General features: G+C 40.3%; 20 protein-coding genes. 15 read left to right on the top strand and 5 right to left on the bottom strand.

Annotation, left to right across the window (positions count from 1 at the left end; translation table 11 throughout):
* Positions 1–87: 87 nt before the first annotated feature.
* Positions 88–819, bottom strand: coding sequence for a DUF6904 family protein (locus QMF37_RS07830; RefSeq protein ID WP_071153931.1), 732 nt, complete (start codon positions 817–819; stop codon positions 88–90).
* Positions 820–1379: 560 nt separating this feature from the next.
* On the opposite strand from QMF37_RS07830, the gene QMF37_RS07825 reads away from it, so the two are divergent.
* From QMF37_RS07825 to QMF37_RS07805, 5 genes are all read left to right on the top strand, one after another.
* Positions 1380–2276, top strand: coding sequence for a glycerophosphodiester phosphodiesterase (locus QMF37_RS07825; protein WP_283477658.1), 897 nt, complete (start codon positions 1380–1382; stop codon positions 2274–2276).
* Between the two features lie 234 nt (positions 2277–2510).
* Positions 2511–3539, top strand: coding sequence for an ABC transporter substrate-binding protein (locus QMF37_RS07820; protein WP_149456549.1), 1029 nt, complete (start codon positions 2511–2513; stop codon positions 3537–3539).
* Positions 3540–3560: 21 nt separating this feature from the next.
* Positions 3561–4691, top strand: coding sequence for an ABC transporter ATP-binding protein (locus QMF37_RS07815; protein WP_283477654.1), 1131 nt, complete (start codon positions 3561–3563; stop codon positions 4689–4691).
* The gene (locus QMF37_RS07810; RefSeq protein WP_071153928.1) at positions 4688–6391 is read left to right on the top strand and encodes an ABC transporter permease; all 1704 of its coding nucleotides are present in this window, start codon (positions 4688–4690) and stop codon (positions 6389–6391) included. Before QMF37_RS07815 ends, QMF37_RS07810 begins: the two co-directional genes overlap by 4 nt.
* Before the next feature lie 19 nt (positions 6392–6410).
* Positions 6411–7184 (top strand): HAD-IIA family hydrolase, encoded by a 774-nt coding sequence (locus QMF37_RS07805; RefSeq protein WP_177167587.1) that lies wholly within the window; start codon positions 6411–6413, stop codon positions 7182–7184.
* On the opposite strand, the gene QMF37_RS07800 is transcribed toward QMF37_RS07805, so the two are convergent.
* Entirely contained in the window at positions 7179–7742 is a 564-nt protein-coding gene (locus QMF37_RS07800) for a glycerol-3-phosphate responsive antiterminator (RefSeq protein WP_071153926.1), read from the bottom strand. The genes QMF37_RS07805 and QMF37_RS07800 overlap by 6 nt on opposite strands.
* A 409-nt stretch (positions 7743–8151) precedes the next feature.
* Here QMF37_RS07800 and QMF37_RS07795 point away from each other — a divergent pair, with 409 nt between their 5' ends.
* Positions 8152–9810, top strand: a complete 1659-nt coding sequence (locus QMF37_RS07795; RefSeq protein ID WP_283477652.1) for an SWIM zinc finger family protein — start codon at positions 8152–8154, stop codon at positions 9808–9810.
* A 76-nt stretch (positions 9811–9886) separates the two neighbouring features.
* On the top strand, positions 9887–10342 hold the full coding sequence (locus tag QMF37_RS07790; RefSeq protein WP_071153916.1) for a hypothetical protein: 456 nt from the start codon (positions 9887–9889) through the stop codon (positions 10340–10342).
* Between the two features lie 136 nt (positions 10343–10478).
* Here QMF37_RS07790 and QMF37_RS07785 read toward each other — a convergent pair whose 3' ends face one another.
* Both QMF37_RS07785 and QMF37_RS07780 read right to left on the bottom strand, forming a co-directional pair.
* Positions 10479–10904, bottom strand: a complete 426-nt coding sequence (locus QMF37_RS07785; protein ID WP_078080163.1) for a hypothetical protein — start codon at positions 10902–10904, stop codon at positions 10479–10481.
* Positions 10905–11176: 272 nt separating this feature from the next.
* On the bottom strand, positions 11177–12640 hold the full coding sequence (locus tag QMF37_RS07780; protein ID WP_283477649.1) for an amidase family protein: 1464 nt from the start codon (positions 12638–12640) through the stop codon (positions 11177–11179).
* Positions 12641–12811: 171 nt separating this feature from the next.
* Here QMF37_RS07780 and QMF37_RS07775 point away from each other — a divergent pair, with 171 nt between their 5' ends.
* Positions 12812–13654 (top strand): aldo/keto reductase, encoded by an 843-nt coding sequence (locus QMF37_RS07775; protein WP_071153915.1) that lies wholly within the window; start codon positions 12812–12814, stop codon positions 13652–13654.
* Between the two features lie 77 nt (positions 13655–13731).
* Here QMF37_RS07775 and QMF37_RS07770 read toward each other — a convergent pair whose 3' ends face one another.
* Entirely contained in the window at positions 13732–14778 is a 1047-nt protein-coding gene (locus tag QMF37_RS07770) for an FUSC family protein (protein WP_283477677.1), read from the bottom strand.
* 391 nt (positions 14779–15169) lie between these two features.
* Here QMF37_RS07770 and QMF37_RS07765 point away from each other — a divergent pair, with 391 nt between their 5' ends.
* From QMF37_RS07765 to QMF37_RS07735, 7 genes are all read left to right on the top strand, one after another.
* Positions 15170–15775 carry an ECF transporter S component gene (locus QMF37_RS07765; RefSeq protein WP_245830230.1) on the top strand — a complete coding sequence of 202 codons (606 nt, stop codon included), beginning with the start codon at positions 15170–15172 and terminating at the stop codon, positions 15773–15775.
* A 53-nt stretch (positions 15776–15828) separates the two neighbouring features.
* A complete protein-coding gene (locus tag QMF37_RS07760; RefSeq protein ID WP_071153913.1) occupies positions 15829–16566 on the top strand; it encodes an energy-coupling factor transporter transmembrane component T in 738 nt (245 codons plus the stop codon).
* Entirely contained in the window at positions 16566–17429 is an 864-nt protein-coding gene (locus tag QMF37_RS07755) for an energy-coupling factor ABC transporter ATP-binding protein (protein WP_283477645.1), read from the top strand. Before QMF37_RS07760 ends, QMF37_RS07755 begins: the two co-directional genes overlap by 1 nt.
* On the top strand, positions 17422–18246 hold the full coding sequence (locus QMF37_RS07750; protein ID WP_283477643.1) for an energy-coupling factor ABC transporter ATP-binding protein: 825 nt from the start codon (positions 17422–17424) through the stop codon (positions 18244–18246). Before QMF37_RS07755 ends, QMF37_RS07750 begins: the two co-directional genes overlap by 8 nt.
* A gap of 374 nt (positions 18247–18620) precedes the next feature.
* Positions 18621–19856, top strand: a complete 1236-nt coding sequence (locus QMF37_RS07745; RefSeq protein ID WP_071153910.1) for an ABC transporter substrate-binding protein — start codon at positions 18621–18623, stop codon at positions 19854–19856.
* A gap of 111 nt (positions 19857–19967) precedes the next feature.
* Positions 19968–20951 (top strand): carbohydrate ABC transporter permease, encoded by a 984-nt coding sequence (locus QMF37_RS07740; protein WP_283477641.1) that lies wholly within the window; start codon positions 19968–19970, stop codon positions 20949–20951.
* The gene (locus QMF37_RS07735; protein WP_058386222.1) at positions 20929–21750 is read left to right on the top strand and encodes a carbohydrate ABC transporter permease; all 822 of its coding nucleotides are present in this window, start codon (positions 20929–20931) and stop codon (positions 21748–21750) included. The genes QMF37_RS07740 and QMF37_RS07735 overlap by 23 nt, the downstream gene beginning before the upstream one ends.
* The last annotated feature ends 2 nt before the right edge of the window (positions 21751–21752 follow it).

The following is a 21752-nucleotide window of genomic DNA, read 5'->3' as shown; positions in this document are numbered from 1 at the left end:
ACATGGAATGTATGGAGACTGCTAGGAACAGCACAAACAATACTGCATATCTTCGAAAAGACTTCGTCATATAAAGCGACAGTCGCCTCACCACTCAAAATCTTCCGGATACTCTTCGTTAAATCGGATTTCCGATTCAGGCACATTCAAGTCGCGGGCGGCATCCATAATCCCTACTCTTGCATTTATATAGAGATGGTCCAGTTCACCGAGACGCTTTGCCATAATGCTGATGTTGGCCAGGCGTCTTTCTGGCTTCATTTTCAAAAACTTGATATTCAAGTGATCGACGTATTGAGTCGCGTAGTTGTGGTAAAGGCCATACGTATAGTTCATATAAGGGCGGATGTACTTTTTGAGGTGGCCATATTTTGATTCGGATAAGGTTTCTTGCAAACAACGCGCAACGGCCCCTTGAAATTTACGGACAGCAATGATGGTCGGATCCCAGGGGTGCGTGTTGCTACGCTTTTCATAGAGTTCAATAAAATCATTGAGTGAAAAGGAAACGAACAGTAATTCCGGCCACATGACTTCAAAGGTTAGGTAGATATTGGTGTCAGGGCCGATAATTGGCATGTAGCGAGCCCGTTCTTTATCGAAGCCATTGGGCACAGCAGTTGCACCGCGGCCGCCCATCATCGCGTGACGGATATCGTAACAGACACCAAGCACCCGAATCCGGACAGAGTCGTATGCAGGCAGTTCACCTTCTTCACCAACGATTAGGTGCAGCGCTTCGTATAATTCGTCAAGATCCTGGTAGTCGCCAGCAACGGTAACGCCAGCGTAATGTGGGGTATTGTTGATTTGCAGCATGTGAAGTCTCCTTTGAGGTTTTTCTCCATTGTAGCAAAAATCAGTCTTTTGCATACGAGTAACAAGAAAAGATGACAAAAAGCACAGTATCCATGAAATAAAACTGTCCACCTTTCTATAAGAGGAAAGGTGGGCAGTTCGCATTAAAATTATTTCTCCGAGTTATCTCTATCAGAATCCGTAGTAAAAGGTTTTTCTTCATAGAGTGATACGTCATACTCTCGAATTGATGGATATGTTTCGGAAGTTGAGTTATCAAGAATTGTGTCGTTCCCTGGGAAGAAAAATGATGTTATTCAGCTGTATAAATTGTTTAGAAAATTTATTCCTCCTAATTTGTCGACTGGATGTAGAGCATATTTTGCAGTTGAAAAGTCAAAGGATTTAAAATTAGTTTGACAATTTTGAATATTTTCATTATGGTTTCTTTAATCTGGGAATTTAAGGAGGAGTTTTATTAGCATAAAATTTAGTATGTAAATTGCTATTCTTGCCACGGAGAACAAAATGTTTAGTGATAGTCGATCTAATGTGCAATTGGTCAAAAAAAAGATAGGGAGATGAAGTCTTTGAAAAAGGTTTCGTATAGCTTATTGATTTTATTATTGCTCAGTACCGTGTTTACGTTTAGTTCAACGCCAAGTTTTGCAAAATCACAAGCACCTTTGTTGAATCCGAATAAGATTTTAAATGTGGCTCATCGAGGAGCTTCCGGATATGCACCTGAGCATACACTGGTCTCTTATGAATTGGGAGAAGATCTGCACGGAGATTATATTGAAATCGATTTACAAATGACAAAAGATGGTGTATTGATTGCTATGCATGATGAAAAAGTAGATCGGACGACGAACGGAACAGGCTACGTAAAAGATATGACACTTGCAGAGATTAAGCAATTAGATGCTGGCTCTTGGTTTAACGAAGCTTATCCTGAGCAAGCAAAAGCAGAATATGTTGGTCTAAAAGTGCCAACTCTTGAAGAAGTCTTTCAAGAATTCGGTCGCGGTGCAAGATATTATATCGAAACAAAAGCGCCAGAAGTTTACCCAGGTATGGAAGAAGAATTGCTGCGCGTTCTTACTAAATATAAAATGATTGGACAGAATGCGCCATCTAGTAAAGTTTTGGTTCAATCGTTTAGCCAAGAAAGCTTATTGAAAATGCATGCATTAAACCCGAGAGTTCCATTGGTTCAATTACTTTCATACTCGGGTCCTGCAACCATTACAGACGAACAAATTGCTGAGATTAAAGAATATGCCATTGGTGTTGGTCCAAGTTTCAAGCGCATCGATAGAGCGTATGTAGAAAAAGCTCGCGAAAATGATTTGTTGATTCATCCGTATACAGTGAATACAAAAGAGGACATGGAACGACTATTAGACTGGGGAGTAACCGGAATGTTTACGAATTATCCTGATCTTTTAAACGAAGTATTGAAAGGGAAAAAATAAGGTGGCTAGCTGACCTGATGGGTAGATTTAACAGGAATTCATAAGTATGAAGAATATGTAAGAAACATCAAGTAAGCGCTTGCAATATTCTGAATCTATTGTATAATTTAGCTAGTTGCATAACGAGGCAGAGACGATGAGATGAACGCCTGAATGCAAGTTCCTAATTACAGGGGCTTGGTTCAGCGTTCATTTTTTTTCTGCAAAACAACTAAAACACAAGGGGGAATTGGGATGAAGAAGGTTTCAGGATTAATGGTCGGATTAATGTTATCAGCAAGTGTGTTAGCAGGATGTGCTGGTGGAGGCGGCGATAGTGGAGAAGGCGGGGGAGAACGAATTACCTTGTATTCACCTGAAACACCAGAGTTTACAAAAGAATTGGCTACTAAATACGAAGAGCTTAACGGCAGTCCAGTTGATGTACAATACGCAGGAACAAACGTACTTGTCAACCAAATGCTAGCAGAAAAAGATAATCCAAAAGCTGATGTTTGGTACGGCGGTGGAGGAATTCTTCCTTTTGAAGCGGCGGTAGACCGCGGGATTTTGGCTTCTTATATTCCAGATGTTGCGGCTGACTGGAGCGAAGTAGAAGATGGCATCAAAATGAAACACGGCGATGGAAAATACGTAGGGGTAGAAGTCTTTGTACTTGGTTTTTCATATAATACAGAATTAGTAACTGAAGAAGAGGCACCAAAAACATGGGACGAGCTGTTAGATCCAAAATGGAAAGGCAAAATTCAATTTCCAAACCCAGCAGCTTCAGGAACAGCTACTTTAATGGTAATGGATCAGTTAATGCAACGTGGTGAAGAAGAAGGATGGGCATATTTCGAGAAGCTATCTGAACAAGCGAACTCTATGCCTGACTCAGGTTCTGCTCCAACAAAAGGCGTTGCAATGGGAGAAGCTCATATTGGAATTGGTTTTGACTTTATGGCATATGAGCAAAAGAATGCAGGCGAAAGCGTTGATTTTATTCTTCCAGATAAAACGCCAGTCCTCGTTAACCCAGCTTCGTTAATCGAAGGCGGACCAAATCCAGAAGGCGGAAAAGCATTTATCGACTACTTACTAAGTGAAGAAGCTCAACAAATCATGGCGGATGCTTATCATATTCCAATCAATTCAGAAGTAGAATCTAAGACAGATTTAACGCTAGAAGAAGTTAAAAAGAATGCGGTGGATCTTGATATTGATTGGGTCAACGAAAACTACGACCGTGTAAGAAACGAATGGAAAGATCGATTTCAATAATTAAAAAGAGGGTGAATGGATATGGGTTCTGTCAAAGTAAATAACTTGATAAAAAGTTTTGGAAGTTTTACAGCTTTACAAAATATTGATTTGGATATCAAGGAGGGGGAGTTTTTCGCCCTCCTTGGCCCTTCTGGGTGCGGAAAAACGACGATGATGCGCTGTATTGCGGGATTTGAACAACCAACTTCGGGGACAATTCGTATTGGCGACCGAGAAGTAGAAAAAATTCCTGCAAACAAACGAAATTGCGGTATGGTCTTTCAAAGTTATGCACTTTTCCCACATATGAATGTGTTTGAGAATGTGGCATACAGCTTGAATATTAAGCAACTAAATAGCAGCAATATCTTTAAACAAGCTGGAATTTATGCGCGTTTATTGAATAAAAAACTAGGTAAAACACCTAAACATATTGAAGCGAAAGTAATGGAGATACTAAAGTATGTAGAATTAGATCAACATGCGCACCGTTTAACAAGTGAGTTATCTGGTGGACAACAACAACGTGTCGCACTGGCAAGAGCTTTAGTAATGGAACCGGCTGTTTTATTGATGGATGAACCTTTATCGAATTTAGATCAAAAACTTCGTCATTCGATGCGCAATACGATTCGTCGAATCCAACAAGAATTGGGGATTACGACAATATTCGTTACACATGATCAAGAAGAAGCAATGAGTATGGCTGACAGAGTAGCTGTAATGGATGCAGGAAATATTATTCAAATTGGAACTCCTACAGATCTTTATAGTAATCCTGCAACTCCTTTTATTGCTAATTTTGTTGGAACTTCAAACATCCTTAAAGGAACGGTAATTGGAGAAGAAAATGGCTTGTACAGAGTACAAGGAGAAGGCTTCGATTTACAATCGACTAAAAAACCGAATAAACCAGAAGTAGATGTTATTATTCGTCCCGAACACATCAAAGTAGAAGCAGCAGAAAGTATTATCGAGTTATCAGAAACAAATGTTATTCAAGGAATTGTACTAATGTCTACATATTTAGGGTCGATTGTTCGCTATGACGTTCAAGTGGGCTCGTACCAATTAGTCATCGATACTACCTATTCTACGGGTGGGAGTATTTACGAAAAAGGCAAAGAAGTAAAACTGACAGTTGCTCACGAAAGGGTGCTGTTAATATGAAAAAGATAAAAAATACTTTTAGTGGATTAACAGTTATTAAGTGGTTGATCTATCTATTCTTCGGTCTTTTTATGATTTTGCCGTTAATCTCTGTATTCGTAGTCAGTTTTACAGGAGAGCCCATTAATATTTTAGGTTCGATAACGGATCCAGCTATTATGAGTTCCACAATTGAAAAACTTGGAAACAGCTCACTTGATAATTACAAACAAATTTTTAGTAATTCAGGATATGCAGATGCATTGAAAAACAGTTTGTTTTTGGCTTTTGGTGTAACGATTATTGTTATTATTCTTTGTATTCCTCTAGCATACGGAATTGCCCGTACTAAAATGCCTTTTAAAAAGACGATTTCTGCGCTATGTACTGTGCCGCTAATCGTACCGACATTCATTTCTGCTTACGCATTTATCATCATGTTTGGTAGAGCTGGATGGGTCACCGAGATTTACAATAAATTAGGTGGAGAAGGCATGTTAATTGATCCGTATTCCATGACTGGAATTGCAATGGTGCAGGTGTTCTTCTTCTTTCCATACGCACTTTGGCCACTAGTAGCAGCATTTAAAATTAGTGATGTTAGTTTAGAAGAAGCTTCCCAAAATTTGGGGGCAAAAAGTTGGTTTACATTTGTTTTTGTCACATTCCCACTAGCAATTCCAGGAGTAATTTCAAGTGCATTATTGATTTTTACAGTCAGTTTCTCGGATTTTGGAACGCCTATTATTCTCGCACCTGCTAATTTAAACTTATTGGTCGTTGAAGCATACCGTGAAATTGCTGGTTTCTTTAACTGGGGTGGTGCTGCCATCTTAACTGTTGTGATGGTAATTGTAGCTGGATTTTTCTTCTGGCTTCAGTATTTATTCACAAAAGGCAAAAATTATGGTTCTGTTTCAGGTAAACCGAAGCAACAAAAATTAGTAGAGCATAAAGGATTGAGCCGAGTGCTTGCTATATACTCATTTTTAATCGTATTAATTCCACTTTTTGCGATATTGTCCGTTGCATTGCAATCAATCGCAACAACGTGGGGAAGAGGAATGTTACCAAATGGATATACATTGGATCATTACCGAACCATTTTTAGTGGATCAATGGGCAATATTACAAATAGTATTGTCTTGGCAACAGGAGCGCTAATTTTAAGCGTAATTATTGCTACATTTGTTTCCTACTTTGTAGTCCGTCAAAATTCTTCGAAACTAGATTTCATGGCATCTATTCCATTAGTAGTACCAGGTATTGCATTTGGTATCGCTTTGATTCAGACCTTTAATACCGCTCCATTACAACTGACGGGAACCGCTTTCTTGTTAATCGTGGCCTATACAATTAGAAGGCTGCCGTATATGGTTCGTTCAACGATGGGATCAATGAGAGCTATCAAGCAAGATATTGAGGAAGCTGCAGTAAACCTGGGAGCTACTCCATTAACTGCGGCCATTACGATTATTGGGCCACTGTTACTGCCCGGTATTGCAGCTGGATCGGTTCTTGTATTTATCACGGTTATTAAAGAAGCGAGTGTGTCTATCCTGCTAGCTCCACCTGAATGGGCGCCAATGAGTTTAGCGATTTTCCAAAATATTTTGCGCGGTGAATTCTATACGGCTGCGGCAATGTCGATTGTGATGATTGTGATTGTGTTGATTTTACAGTATGTAGCAAGTCTGTTAACGCGTAAAGAGCAATTATAAAGTAGCCGAGGTGGATAGCATGAGGGGTTTCATATTTGATTTGGATGGAACAATTTACGTTGAAGATATCGTCATCAAAGGTGTTGTTGAAGCGATAAAAAGCTTAAAAGCGCGCGGAGATAAAGTTGTGTTTTTGACTAACAAATCGATAGCTAAAAGAGAAGATTACGTCACTAAACTAAACAGTCTGGGTATTCAAGTGAAATTAGATGAAGTCATAAATTCAAATTACATTACTGCTCATTATCTAAAATCACAGATGAAGGAAGACGATACCGCCTATGTAATTGGAGAGAAACCATTGTTTTTGGAACTGGAAGAGGAACAAATAAAGCTGGCAGATATTCCTGCCAGCGCTTCTTATGTCGTTTTAGGTTGGGATCGTCAGTTTACTTACAATAAATTAAATGATGCATTTCAGGCATGGCGTAATGGAGCAGTGATCATTGCAACAAATCCAGATAGAACTTGTCCTATGATTGAAGGAGAAGTTCCAGATTGTGGTGCAATGATTGGGGCAATGGAAGGTGCAACAGGAGAACCTGTCACTTTGATAACAGGGAAACCATCTTCATTAATGGCCGACTATATTTTAAACCGTGTATTGAAAATGAAAGCTTCAGATTGTTTTATGGTGGGGGATCGTCTAGAAACAGATATTCGAATGGCAAATGAAGCGGGTATCCAATCTGTTCTTGTCCTGACGGGAATTACGAAACCAGAGATGTTGAAACAAGCGACTTTTAAACCTGATTATGTATTAGAAAGTGTGAAAGACATTTGCACCTTATAAATCAAAATTCCACATCTCAGAATTTCCAGAAGAAACAGCAAGTGCACCAGCTTTTAAAGCTTCGTGAACTTCAGAGATGTTATCGATTAGGCCACCAGCTATGATAGGGAAGTCAATCTCATGTGATAATTGATCAATGATTTTTGGCATAATGCCAGGCATAATTTCAACAGCGTCGGGTTTACAGGATTTGACCATTTCAATCCCTTTTGCAATTGCAGTATGATCTAAAAGAAAAATTCGTTGAATGGTTTTTAAACCAAGTTCATTAGCCATTTTAACCATATGACTTTTAGTCGTAATAATTCCTGTGGGTTTCCATTGACTAGAAACGTATTCAATGGCATTACGAGAATTAGAGAGGCCGTCGATAAAGTCCAAATGAATAAATACGTGTTTACCAGCATCGCGCAGTTGATCAACGTAACTTGAAATCGTCATTAAATTTCCAGTTAATAAGAAGACAATATTTGCCTTGCTGTTCAGTGCATGATCTAAATCCATTTCGTTTGTTACAGATGCGATCATTTGAGATTCAACCATATCCACTAAACTCATACTTATCATCCTTTCGCCTTAGTATGTATTATAGGGATAGTGTACCATATGCACAAATTTCTGAATAAAAAATTTTAAAAGGAATCATCTAAAAATGGCTTGTGGGAAGTACTTCCATGAGCTTTTTTTAACTTCTGCGTACCATCTGTTGGTGAGTGGGTCGTACAAGCACGGATTATATTAAAAGCTGAATAAAATCACATAAAATTTCTAAACGATTCCAACGGTACACGACAATTTATATCCTTACATTGCCACACCCGCTATACCTGCATTGCGGGTATGGCTTTTTTATTTTACTCATCTCTAATACGCCTGGTTACACAACGTCAACTATACCGCTCTTTATAAAAGAACTACCTGCAACCTTAGTTCCACAAAGGTTATAATCAACTCAGGGGGGATTCTCATGAACTTACGTAATTTGAAGACCTATGTGCCGACAGTGATTTACAAGCGCGGCTTGGATTATTTTGAGCGAGATTTTGTTGAAGAGCTGACGGAAAACGCGCCGAATCGTTGGCATGCGGTTGTGGAGGGCACTTGGGATTATGATATAACCGTCAAGTTGACGGGAGAGGAAACGATCGTGTCGACTTCTTGTAACTGTCCGTTTGAATCGGATTCGCTGTGCAAGCATGAAGTGGCCGTGTGTCTCGCAATCTGTGAAGCTAAAAAAGAAAAGAGTTCGGCAAGCGTGGATGTGCGGGCGCAACTAAAGGCGTTGAAAAAAGCAGAGCTACTTGAAATTTTTGAAGAGTTGTTGAAAAAGCAGCCAGCAGTAGATCTTTACTTAACAGAGAAATTTTCGAATGCGAGCGGGTTGGACGAACAAACGGCACGTCGTATTATTCAGAATTCAGCTAACCGCGCGAGTCGTAGAGGATTTATCGAATGGGACCGGGCAAATCAGGCAATTGAAGGGGCAGAAGAAGTTCAAGAATATGTAGATAGCTTGCAGATAGAGCAAGATGCTGAGAAAATGATCTGCCTCAGTTTGATCGTCATCGAGGAATGCAGTGAAATGATGCAAATGGCGGATGATTCAGGAGCAGATATCAGTTCGACAATTAATGAGAGTCTAGCTAAAATTGATAAGACACTGGCAGAGTGGCCAGAACAACTGGATGAGTCGACTGTTGATCACATGCTCGAACTACTATATCCACACATCTTATTCCATTTGAAACAAGACATTATAGACGTTGCGGGTGATTTACTACAATCAGTCCTGCTATGGAATGAAAAGGGCGATTTCGCGGACAAGTTCTATGATTTTATTGAAAAAGTGATTGGCAGTAGAGAAATGCAAAATCAGTCGTATTCGTATACTGAAGAGCAGTTCCGCATGTGCCAGCTCGTGATTCTGCAGCAGGCTGGCGATCAGCAAGCGATCGAATCTTTCTGTATGAAGCATCATCGCTATTCGGGAATTCGTAAAGCACAGATTCTACAGGCGCTGGATGCGGGTGAATTCGAAAAAGTCATCCGGTTGTGTGCCGAGTCGGAACAATTGGATGTGAAGTCTGCAGGGTTGATACAGGACTGGAAAAAATTGCGCTTTCGAGCTTATAAAGGCATGGGTAACAAAGCGGGGATGATAGACCTCAGCTACCAATTCGCATTAGATGGAGAGCAAGAATATTATGACAAGTTGAGAAGTTTAGTAGCTGTGGAAGACTGGCCGAAAAAGATGGAAGCGATGCTTGCGGAGATGAAAATGCGTCCGCGGTGCCGTCCGCTTTATCTGGGTATTTTGATTGATGAAAAAAGATTCGCTGAACTGCTGGACTATTGCGAGAAAGATGTCGCTGCGATCGAACACTTGCATCCGCATTTAGTAGCTGATTACCCACATGAAGTGAATGAAATCTATACAAGCTACATCTACCGCTTAGTTGAACCTGCTTCTAATCGCAAGGCATACTGGAGTGCGTGTCAAAAAATCAACGGTTTCCAACAAGCGTTGGGTGCTGATGCAGCGAAGAGGTTGGTCGAAGAGCTGAAGTTTATGTATCCGAAACGAAAAGCGTTTTTGGATGAGTTGGGGAAGGTTGAGGGGAAGTAAGTAAAAAGCGCGCTCTGTGAAACGAAACGATAATATGCAATGATAGAATCAGCAAGTAATTCAAAGGAGTGACAAAATGGACGGAATAGTAAAACAAAAATTGAAAGAAATACGTGAAGTGTTTGAGGAACTTCCTCATTGTAAAGTTGAAACGAGCGTAGATGAGCAGCTTGTAATCACAGGTGACAAACCGGTTTCTTGGAGTGACTCTCTTGAAAACCAAAATGCGGAATCTACGCATAAAATGGGAACGATTAAACCGCATAAAGCTTCCCTTGGTCTTTATATTGATTTTCCGCACGGGTATTTGGATGTGGATAAGTTGGAAGCCATTATTAACCCAGAAGGAACGTTAATGTATTATCCACCGGGTACAAAGGCGCCTACTATAAAAAGCTGGTGGCGGTTCCGATCTGATGAACAATTTGACAGTCTTCACCTCGTTCTCAGAAAAATTGAGTTAGCTTATTATAATTTTAAACGGGAAGACTGGGTGGAGTTAATGCGAGAGATTACGGACGCTCATGAATAGACTATGATGTTAGAAATTACTTCTCTAACAAGCAGTAATTCTAATTGCATGTTACCGTTTATACTTTATACATCGCTACACCTGCCAATCAACAGAGCAGGTGTAGCATTTTTTATTTAGTCATTTGAGACTACCTTTATATTAGTTGCTGCAACCTATTAGCTGAGAATTCTTCTATCTTATATTTTATTGTTTTATTTTGCTGGTTAACAATGGAGTAAGTGTTTCCTTGTTCAATGATATTGAACTTCCAATGGTTGCCCATGGTCTTCGTAAATACAAATCGTTCTTCAGGCATCATTTGCTTCTTAAATTGAGCCAGGTCTGTTAACAAGAACTTATCGAAAAAGCGAATAAGCAAAAATCCCTTTGTAGATCTTTCATTGAAACGATCAATGTTAATTTTTCTCAAGTCAAACCAGTTGTGAGCGTTCTGCATTGAAGGCGATAAGACAAAAACCTGACTTTTCGTAAAGACTGTCGTATTTGATAATTGCATCAATCCTAAATTTTGTTTCAAAACAGATTTATTTACTTCGCTTGATCTTGAACGGATAGACATATAATCTCCTCATTTCTAGAATTTGGTATTATTCTAATTATACTTAATTGTAAGGAAATGTCTATAAGGTAAATAAAAAGACTCAATCTCTTTTGTGGTTTTTAAAAACTATTATTATGGAAATATGAATAGAACTAAAATCTACTTATAGAAAAAGGAGGTCTAGCCACCAATCCCGCAAAATTATTAGAAACTGTAATGAAAAACACCCTTACTGAGCGACGGGCATCTCGATGCCGACGATCCAATAAAGGGTGTTTTAAATGTCTCAATTAAACTCTGTAAGACTCCAAATCCGGTGCTTGGCGTTTCAAGCTTGCCTGTTCATAAGAAAAGGCGAGCTCGATCAAACGTGCTTCGCTAAACGCTTGTGCGCTAAACGTGACACCAACGGGATGCCCGCTGCTCGTATAGCCGGCCGGAACGGTGATGGATGGGTAGCCTGCTTTTGCGGGCATATCGGCACCGCGGTTGTTTTGGAATAATAATGCGTCCAGTTGGTGTTCTCGAGTGACGAGATCCAACCCTTCTGAAGTAGAAGTTCGTAAATCAGTTTCGCGATGTTCTAGGTATGTCGGGTTGTTCAAATCGTCGCTCAAAGCCTGCGATTTTTCCAGCTCGGCTTGGCCGAATTTCATGCGACGCTCGGGTTCTTGTTTGTTGAATTCGATAACGTCTGCGAGTGATTTGACCGACACTTCAGTAGGTGTGGTGCGCAAATAGTCGTTGACGTTTCGCTTGAATTCATACCACAAGACGTCTGACTCAAATGTTGACTTAGGGATCGTCACTTCAACAACCGTGGCGCCGAGTGCTTTGAATTGCTCGATGGCCTCATCCATGATGGCACGTTCTTCTGGTGCTTTATCGTTTAAAAAGCTAAGGTCGACGCCAATGCGGGCACCGTTCAAGCCGTCTTTTTTCAAATGAGACGTGTAATCAGTGAGTGCATGTTCCGCGCTTTTTAGTGTTGCCGCATCTTGTTTGTCGACGCCAGTCATCGCGCCAAGCAAAATCGCGGCATCCGTCACAGTACGCGCCATTGGTCCGGCTGTATCCTGGCTTTCAGCGATTGGAATGATGCGCGAGCGACTAATGAGGCCTAGGGTTGGCTTGATGCCAACAATCGAATTGGCACTTGCTGGACTCAAAATTGAGCCGGACGTTTCTGTACCAACTCCGACAACAGCGAAATTCGAAGCGATCGCGGCACCTGTTCCTGAACTCGAACCGCCAACGTCTTCTGCTTTAAAAACACCGACGCCATATGGGTTTAGCACTTGTCCTCCAAGTGAACTATAACCGCTCGGTCCATCTTGCGACATAAAATACGCCCATTCGCTCAAGTTTACTTTGCCAAGAATAATCGCGCCTGCGTTTCGCAATTGCTTAGCAACAAAAGCATCGTCTTTCGCAAAATTGTGTTCGAGTGCAATCGCGCCGGCTGTTGTTGGCATCGGGTCTTTTGTTTCGATATTGTCTTTTACTAGCACCGGTATACCGTAAAGGGGAACTTGGTTATTTTCTCCGCGCTTTTCATCGAGTTGTGCTGCGATTGTTAACGCGTCTGGATTGATCGCTAAGACGGAATTGATTTTCGGTCCATTTTGGTCGAAAGCTTTGATCCTGTCAAGATAAGCTTGAACCAATTCCACGGAGGTGAGTTTGTTGTTATGGAAAGCTTGTTGAATATCTTGGATTGTTGTTTCGTTTAACTGGAAAGTATTTGTTTTCATATGTAGGCTCCTCGCTAAAATGATGTGCTGTTGTTAATTGTACATTAATTCTTAATTTTACATAAAGTATAATGTGCTGCTTGGTGTAAACAACAAATCCGAAACCAAAGTGTTTGAGTTTAGAGAGAAGTAAGAGTAATCTGAAAATAGAATTGAGAGGAGTGGGAGTAGATGGAAAAATCAATTCCAGAAGTGACATTAAACGACGGAACAACTTTACCTGTTATGGGACTCGGTACATACGGGCTGTGGGGCAACGCCGGAGCGAACGCAGTCAGCAGTGGGATCAATGCCGGTTACCGGTTGATCGATACGGCGTATAATTACGAAAACGAAGGAGCGGTCGGCGAAGGCATACGACGCAGCGGCATTGCGCGTGAAGAGCTATGGGTAACGTCCAAATTGCCGGGACGTTATCACACATATGAAAAAGCTTTAGTAGCCATTCAAGAATCGTTGTATCGTTTACAGCTAGATTATTTCGATCTGTATTTGATCCACTGGCCAATGCCCAATCAAGATACTTACGTAGAAGCGTGGCAGGCATTGATTGATGCGCAAAAATGGGGACTCGTCCGGTCGATTGGTGTCAGTAATTTCTTGCCAGATCATTTAGAGCGCATTATTCAAGAAACGGGAGTGACGCCGAGCTTGAACCAAGTGGAATTGCATCCGTTCTTTAACCAAGCACATCAGCGAAACGTGCACGCGGATCATGGAATCCAAACACAGTCGTGGAGTCCAATTGCTAAAGCGAAAGATATTTTGACGAATGACGCCATCGGAAAAATTGCGGAAGCCCACAACAAGACCATTGCTCAAATTGTATTGCGCTGGCAATACCAAATCGGCTCTGTCTCAATTCCGCGTTCTACTTCGCCCGAGCGGCAGCGTGAAAACTTGGCTATTTTCGATTTTGAGTTAAGCGAAGCCGAAATGACGTCAATCTCAGAACTGTCCCACCCAGACGGCAGATTGTTTGATATGGACCCGGCTACGCATGAAGAATTTTAAGAGAAGGTGCTAATCTACATGCTAAAAAACGGACGTGCCAGAAACCACTCAGTTTCCAGCACGGCCGTTTTTATTTTTTATTTCTCCACATTCTTCTCTATTTTCACACTCTCTGGATCAAAAAACTTATCCACTAAATCGTAAATCGTGATGAGCTCGTAAAGAATGGTGAATTCGGGTGGGAATTCCGTTGGGCGCAGGGCGTCGCTTGCGGTGATGTTTTTACTATTGTCCCAAAACAAATCGGTCATGTTTTTTAATTGGCATTGGTGCTTTTCGTGATCGTAGTCAACCGAGTGTTTCAAGTCGTTTGCGAGTTCTGTGACGGCGTTCATAATAATCTCTCGCTCATCGGTTGTCCACGTCAACTTATGTAGCGGGATATAAAGTAGGGCATCTAAATGGAATTCTAAGTTATGTAAGAAGAGCAATTGCTTTTCTGCCATTTGAAGTTCGGCTTCTCGCTCGCGCACCCACGGGTACAAACTGGATTCGTCGCGCTGGAAATGGATGAGCTTCTCGGTTTTTCGAACTTCTGTAACTAGTTTTTTTACAATCAATTTTTCTTCTTGGCGATTTGCATCGCTGTCAAAAAGGATGGTTTGAAATGTCTGTTCCAACATACTGCCTGCACGTTCACTGATCGATTGAATGCTTTTTAGAATGTCTTTTCGGTAGTTGGGTGGGAACACCAGCATGTTGACAGCCGTAGACACTAGCAATCCAATCGTTGTTGTTCCTAGTCGAATGAAGAACGACACTAAGACATCGTCATGGATCACTTCAACCATCGCAACAGAGGTCAATGTGGCAACGAGTAATCCAGCGTGCAGATTGAGCCGGTAACAAACTAAAATCGTGGCAACTGCAGCGAGTGTATACGTAATCGGTGAATTCCCGAAGAGTGAGATAAAGAGGACAGCGAAGGCCGAACCAATGGCAGAAGCCGGAAACCGGACCAGTCCTTTTTTAATCGAATCGCTAACGGTTGGCTCGATGGTCACAATGGCCGTGATGACGGCGAAGACAGGCGGCCAGCCAAACCATAAACAAATCGTTGCGGTCAAAAAGATCGCAATGCCGGTTTTCACAATTCGCCCGCCACTGAAATGAAAGGATCGCATCATCGTTTGACCCCCCTTCCTTTTGTGTAGTATTTTTTCCTGTAGTCCAGTATATCATTCATGTCTATAGAGACTCTAACTCAATTAGCAACATGTCCTTGGGGAGATTTCGTATCTATTCCGGAAATCACGCAATATTTAAAGCATATTGACTATTGACAACGTTTACATTAGCCTAAAGAAAAGGAAATAAAAACGTTTTCTTAAAAGAAAATAGTAAGAAAGTTGGTTGTATTCGCCTTATGAGATCTTGTGTTTGAGACTGTTGTTCAACTACTACTAGTTGCCCTGTACTAAATAATAAAAAAAGAAGGAATGCCGAGAAAATGAAAGTAAATAATCATCAAAGCGAGACAAAAAGCGACGCACCTTACAAAAGGAGGAAATGAAAATGAAGAGAAACTATAAAAAAGATTTTACTTTACTAGCACTTTTACTTATTCCAATCGGGGTAGCCATTAACTTTGTTGGGTTTCAAGTAGCCCAAGTTTTAAGGTTACCCATTTTTTTGGACACAATCGGCACGATCTTAGTCGGTGTGATTGCAGGTCCGTTAGTTGCGATTGTAGCAGCTTTTATAACAAACTCAATTACTGCGATTTTTAATCCAATCTACTTCCCGTATGTTATTACGTCCATGGCAATCGGTTTAGGTGCAGGTTTGCTTTCAAAATACGGCATGTTCCGCACGATTTATAAAGCCATAATTTCAGGTCTTATAATTACAGCAATCGCGGTAATAGCTTCTGCACCTATTACGGTTTTGTTTTTTGGAGGAGCGACAGGCAATACGTCGTCTGCCATTACGGCGACATTTTTAGCGATGGGTCAGAATATTTGGAGTGCAGTTTTCACTTCAACTATTATTACGGAAATTGCGGACAAAGTAATCTCGGTCTTATTTGTTTACTTTATCGTGAAAAGTATTTCGGATCGCTATTTATCCAAAATGAAGTACGGCCATTTGTATATGAAAAAGAGCAATCGCAATAAATAAGTATTTCGCTGCTTTTGACTAAGCAAAAAGTACGTTAAGGGAGATAATATAGGATGAAAAACTCACTAGTGAATTTGTATCCGTTAACCAAATTTTATTTTGCTTTATTTATTGCTGCTACTGTCATCATTGTTCCTAATTATGTGTTTGCCTTTGCCTGGTTTCCGGTGTTGGTACTGATTGCAGTTGCTGCTGGTGTAGCCAAGTCATTTTTATCTTTTATCTCAAAAACGTTAGTTATCTTGTTAGTCATTGTATTTTTGATGCAGTTATTCTTTTATCCCGGAGAAGAAGTTCTTGCGTCCTGGTGGATTTTTGAGGTTTCCAGAGAAGGTTTGAATTATGGATTGACGTTAACATCACGAATTTTAGCAATTGGTTCTGCTTTTATTTTGTTTTTCCGCATTGTGGAAGTAAAAGATTTTGTGAAATCACTGGAAGATGCCGGCATGCCATCTGCAGGAGCGTATGTTGTGTTGTCAACATTACAAATCATTCCAGAGATGCGACGTCAGTCAAACACCATAATGGAGGCTCAAAAAACACGAGGAGTCGAAACAGAAGGTTCGATTATAACTAGAGCAAAAGCTTTCTTTCCGACATTAACACCGCTCATTCTTTCTTCGATAGCAAGTACAGAAGAGAGAGCCATAACTTTAGAGGCACGGGCTTTTTCTGCACCTGGGAAAAAGACCAGTCTTCACAAGTTGACTAAACGGCCAATCGATCGTGTCCTGCCGTGGATTTATATCATCATTGTGATAGGACTTATTATTTGGAGGGTTTTCTGATGACATCAATCATCCAACTGAAAGACGTTTCTTACAGGTATCCCGTTGGTGATGAATGGGTACTGAAACATATAACAGTAGATATAGAAAAAGGAAGCTTTGTATCCATAGTCGGAAATAATGGATCAGGTAAAACGACACTTTGCAACATCATCAGAGGCTTTATTCCACATTTTCATAAAGGAGAATTGGACGGTACCGTTATACTGGATGGCAAAGATATGAATGACTATGAACTTGGCCAACTAAGTGAAAAAATTGGGTATGTTTTTCAAAATCCATTTACGCAAATATCGGGTGTAAAAGAGACGGTTTTTGAAGAAGTGGCATATGGTCTAGAAAACTTAGGAGTTCCTGTAGAAGAAATCTATCCGAGAGTAGAAGAAGTTTTAACACTCGTTAATATTCAGGACTTACGTGAAAAAAATCCATTTGAACTTTCAGGAGGCCAGCGACAGCGTGTAGCACTAGCTTCTATTATTGTAATGGATCCAGAAATTTTAGTAATAGATGAGCCTTCTTCCCAGTTAGATCCTATCGGGACGGATCAAGTATTTGACATCATTCGATTAATGAAGGAAAAAGGAAAAACAATTATCCTTGTAGAACATAAAATGGATTTGGTAGCTGAGCATTCGGATACATTAATTCTTTTAAACGAAGGCGTTATTTTAGTGCAAGGTGAGACGAGGAAAGTATTGAGCGATCCTCTTTATGCAAGCGCAAATGTCCAGTATCCTCATGTAACCGAAGTGGCTCTTGAACTTCAAAAAGCCGGAGTTCCGCTAGAATTTTTACCTATAAAATATGCTGAAATAATGACTTGTTTTAAAACTAGCGTAGGGGGATTAACTGATGACTAATCTCGTTTTGAACAATATTAGTTTCAAATACCCTGATGGAACACTGGCATTGGAAAATTTATCACTGGAAATTCCGCAAGGGCAGAGAGTGGCAATAGTGGGACAAAATGGTGCAGGAAAAACAACGGCAGTAAAACTGATGAACGGCTTATTAAAACCAACCACCGGCGAAGTTGTTGTAGGAGAGTGGAATACAACTTCCAAGACCACCGCACAACTGTCGCGAAAAGTAGGTTACGTTTTTCAAAATCCAGACGATCAAATCTTTCATAACGAAGTGATAAAAGAAGTGCGATTTGGACCGAAAAATATGGGATTTGATCTGGAGCGTATTGAAGAGATGACTCAATGGGCATTAGAGCTTTGTGGCATTTCACAGTATGCAGAAGAAAATCCGTACAATTTGCCGTATTCCATGAGAAAATTTGTGACGATAGCATCTGTTATCGCAATGGATTCTGACGTGATTATTCTGGATGAACCAACAGCGGGACAAGATAAAATTGGTTTGGAAATACTGGGGAATCTGTTGAAAACACTAGAGTCCATGGGGAAGACTGTAATAACCATCACCCATGATATGGAATTTGTAACCGATCATTTCAAGCGAATCATCGTGATGGCGAATCGTCGAATTGTAGCAGATGATCAAGCAATCGCCATTTTTTATCAAGAAGAAATTTTAAAAGAAAGTAAGCTGAAGCCTCCGGCAGTTGCTCAAATGGCTGCTTTACTGAATATTCCTCATGCGGTTCTATCTAAAAAAGAGTTGATTGAGTATATAAAAAGTCACCATCAGTCTGTAGAAAAAGTATAATGCGTACGAAGACAATGGAGAGTCCGTCACGGCCCTCACTCATCTACATTGATGAACGTTACAAAGAGAAGACTGTGAATGTTTTACTGGAGAGCGGAGAGACCATTTCTATAGATTCGACCGTGCGTAAAGGAACGCTATTTATAGCGGAATAAAATAGCTACAATTCAATGGAACCAAAAGCTTAAGAGGATGCGCGTCACAGGCATTCTCTTTTTTCATGGTCTCTTTTGAACTTTACTATACAAAATCTTTTAATAAAAATCGGATTTTTCAGATTAATAATTATATTTTAGTAAAATAAACGATAAAAGGGTTTACTTTTAGTAAAACTATTGATTATAATACATTTATAAATAGCTAGGAGGGATAGGATGAAATTTTCAAAGGGGTATGTATTTCTCGTCTTTACTTTAGTGCTTGTCATGTTGTTATCGGCATGCAGTTCGTCAGAATCAAGCGATGGAAAAAACGAGGATGGCAAAGTCACACTTCGTTTTGCGACATGGGATGTAGGGGAAGATGTTGAACTTCAAGAGAAACTAATCGATCAATTTAACGCAGAAAACACAGATATTAATGTGGTTTTGGAGGCCTATGGTGGGGATTATGATACCAAAATCACCGCAGGCATCGGGGCTAAAGATGCGCCTGACGTCATGTATATGTGGAATTACCCGCAATACAAAGATGCGCTCGAGCCATTAGATCCTTATATTGAAGGACGCGACAAAGAGTATAAAGAAAATTTCTATGAGGCATTATGGAACTACAACTCAATCAACGAGGATGTCTATGGACTTCCAGTAGGATACACAACTCATGTTGTTTACTACAACAAAGACTTGTTTGACAAAGCAGGCCTAGCGTATCCGAAAGCTGGATGGACATGGGACGAGTTCCAGGAAGCTTCTAAGAAGTTAACAAATAAAGGGGACAAGACAACAGGTTTCGCTTTTCCAGGAAAACCAGATCCATATGATTTTGAAATGTATTTATGGGGTAACGGTGCGTCTTACGTCGACGACAAAGGAAACCTAGATGGCAGCTTGAATTCACCTGAGTCAATCGAGACGTTTGATCTGTTTTATAACATGCTTGAAGAAAAAGTGGCTATCACTTCTGAGAGCTGGGGCGATACAGAAATGAAATCAGGCAAAGTCGGTATGATCATCAATGGCGCTTGGTACCTGTCTGCGTTTGAAGAAGCTGGCATAAACTTCGGCGTTGTTGAAATTCCATCGTTTGGAGACAAGCCAAGTGCAAGTATTGTAAGTTCTTCTGGAGTTGCGATGTCTAAAGACTCGGAGCACAAAGAAGAAGCATTTCGATTCATGGAATTCTGGACTGGGGAGCAAGCAAACAAAGAAAGACTTTCGTTTGAATTGCCAGTTCTTAAAAGCGTCGTAGAATCAGAAAAATTACAAGAAGATCCAGCTAAAAAAGTATTTTATAGTATGTTAGAACAAAGTGAAGAATATACACCAACCTCCTTTATAACAGAGGATTGGAGTCAGTTATCGGAAAATTTAGAACTTACTTTCGAACAAATGTTCAACCCGAGTACACGAGTCGAACCGAAAAAAGCCATTAAGACTGTAGTGGAATAATTATGGACAGTTAGAAATATGAAGAAAAATGAGAACGCATTCAAGTTTATTCTCATTTTTCTTTATAAAGTGATTTATTGTTTTTAGGTCAAACCAATAAGAGGGAAAAACATGCCCATTAAAAAGAAAAAAGAAAAAAAGTTCACATTAATCCGTAAACGTGTTCCTTATCTATTCATCTTGCCATGGATTATTGGTTATCTTGCATTCACGCTGGGACCACTCGCTTTTTCGCTAGTCATGAGTTTATTTGATTGGCCGATTGCCGGTGAAGCGAAATTTATCGGTATAGCCAATTTTACTAAAATGTTCACAGCTGATCCTCAGTTCTATAATTCGCTTTTTATTACGTTCAAGTTTGCCCTTATTTTTGTTCCGCTCAACTTGGGAGTGGCATTGATTCTCGCACTTCTTATTACGCAGCCAATAAAAGGGATGAAATTTTTCAGGACCATCTTTTATCTGCCCGCTGTCGTATCGGGTGTAGCGGTATCCATTATTTGGGGATGGATGTTTAACACGGAATATGGGGTTTTCAATTACTTACTGTCTTTTCTTGGACTTGAAGAACCCAGCTGGCTTATCGATCCGAAATGGGCGATTGTAGCCATCGTCATTGCCAGCGCATGGGGCGTCGGCACTATGATGCTGATTTTCTACACGGATATTAAAAGCATTCCGCACGATATGTACGAAGCGGCTGCAATCGACGGCGCCGGTGTGATTCGCCAATTTATTAGTATCACGATTCCGTCTATTACACCGACCATTCTCTTTAACGTGATTACTTCTGTCATTGCCGCATTGCAGCAATTAACGCTGGTGCTACTCTTGACGGGTGGTGGTCCGTTAAAATCAACGTACTTTTACGGACTGTTTGTCTACAACAATGCATTCAAGCACCATGAACTGGGCTATGCCAGTGCCAATGCGTGGTTCATGTTTATCATCATCATGCTATTTACATTAATGATCTTTAAATCTTCCTCAGCTTGGGTCTTTTATGAAGCCGAAGTAAAAAAGGAGAAAAAAGAAAAAAGGGAAAAAAAGAAAAAAAGGGAGGTGAAAAATAATGAAGATTTCCAAAAGGCATAAAATTATTGTTTACTCTGTCCTTGTTATTTTTTCCCTTTACTTTGTCTTTCCTTTTCTATGGGCATTGATTACTGCGATTAAAACAGAACCTGAAGTATTTTCGTACCCGCCAAAATTTATACCGGAAGAACTATTGTTCGGCAACTTTGTGGATGCCTGGAACAGCCAAAATTTCGGGGTTTATTTTAAAAACTCGGTGATTGTGACCGTCCTAACAACAATTGGCCAGCTAATTTCCTGTTCTCTCGTAGCTTATGGATTTGCGAGATACGATTTTAAATACAAAAACTTTCTGTTTGTTCTTTTGTTGTCCACAATGATGATTCCGTGGGACGTCACAATGATTCCACTTTATATGCAATTCAACATGCTTGGTTGGATCAATACGTTAAAACCTTTAATCGTTCCGGCGTTCTTTGGTTCTGCGTATTATATCTTTTTACTTCGCCAGTTCTTGATGAATATACCGAAAGATTTGGAAAACGCTGCCCGTATTGACGGAGCGAACGAGTTCCAAATATTTTATAAGATTTTCTTGCCTATTATGAAGGCGCCTCTCGTACTGGTAGCTGTTTTGAATGTTATTTTGGTGTGGAACGACTACCTTGGTCCTTTAATTTATTTGCAAGACAAAGCAAAATACACGATGACCCTTGGACTGGCATCGTTTCAAGGAGTCCATGAACTGCAAATTATTCCGATTATGGCTATTACACTGGTCATGGTTATTCCGCCAGTACTGGTCTTTATATTTGCCCAGAAATACATCGTTGAAGGAATCAGCGGTTCAATAAAGTAACG

The sequence above is a fragment of the Planococcus sp. S3-L1 genome (assembly GCF_030063085.1).
Lineage (GTDB): Bacteria > Bacillota > Bacilli > Bacillales_A > Planococcaceae > Planococcus > Planococcus kocurii.
The sequence above is the reverse complement of the archived record's forward strand: the minus strand, read 5'-3'. Positions and strand labels throughout refer to the sequence as shown.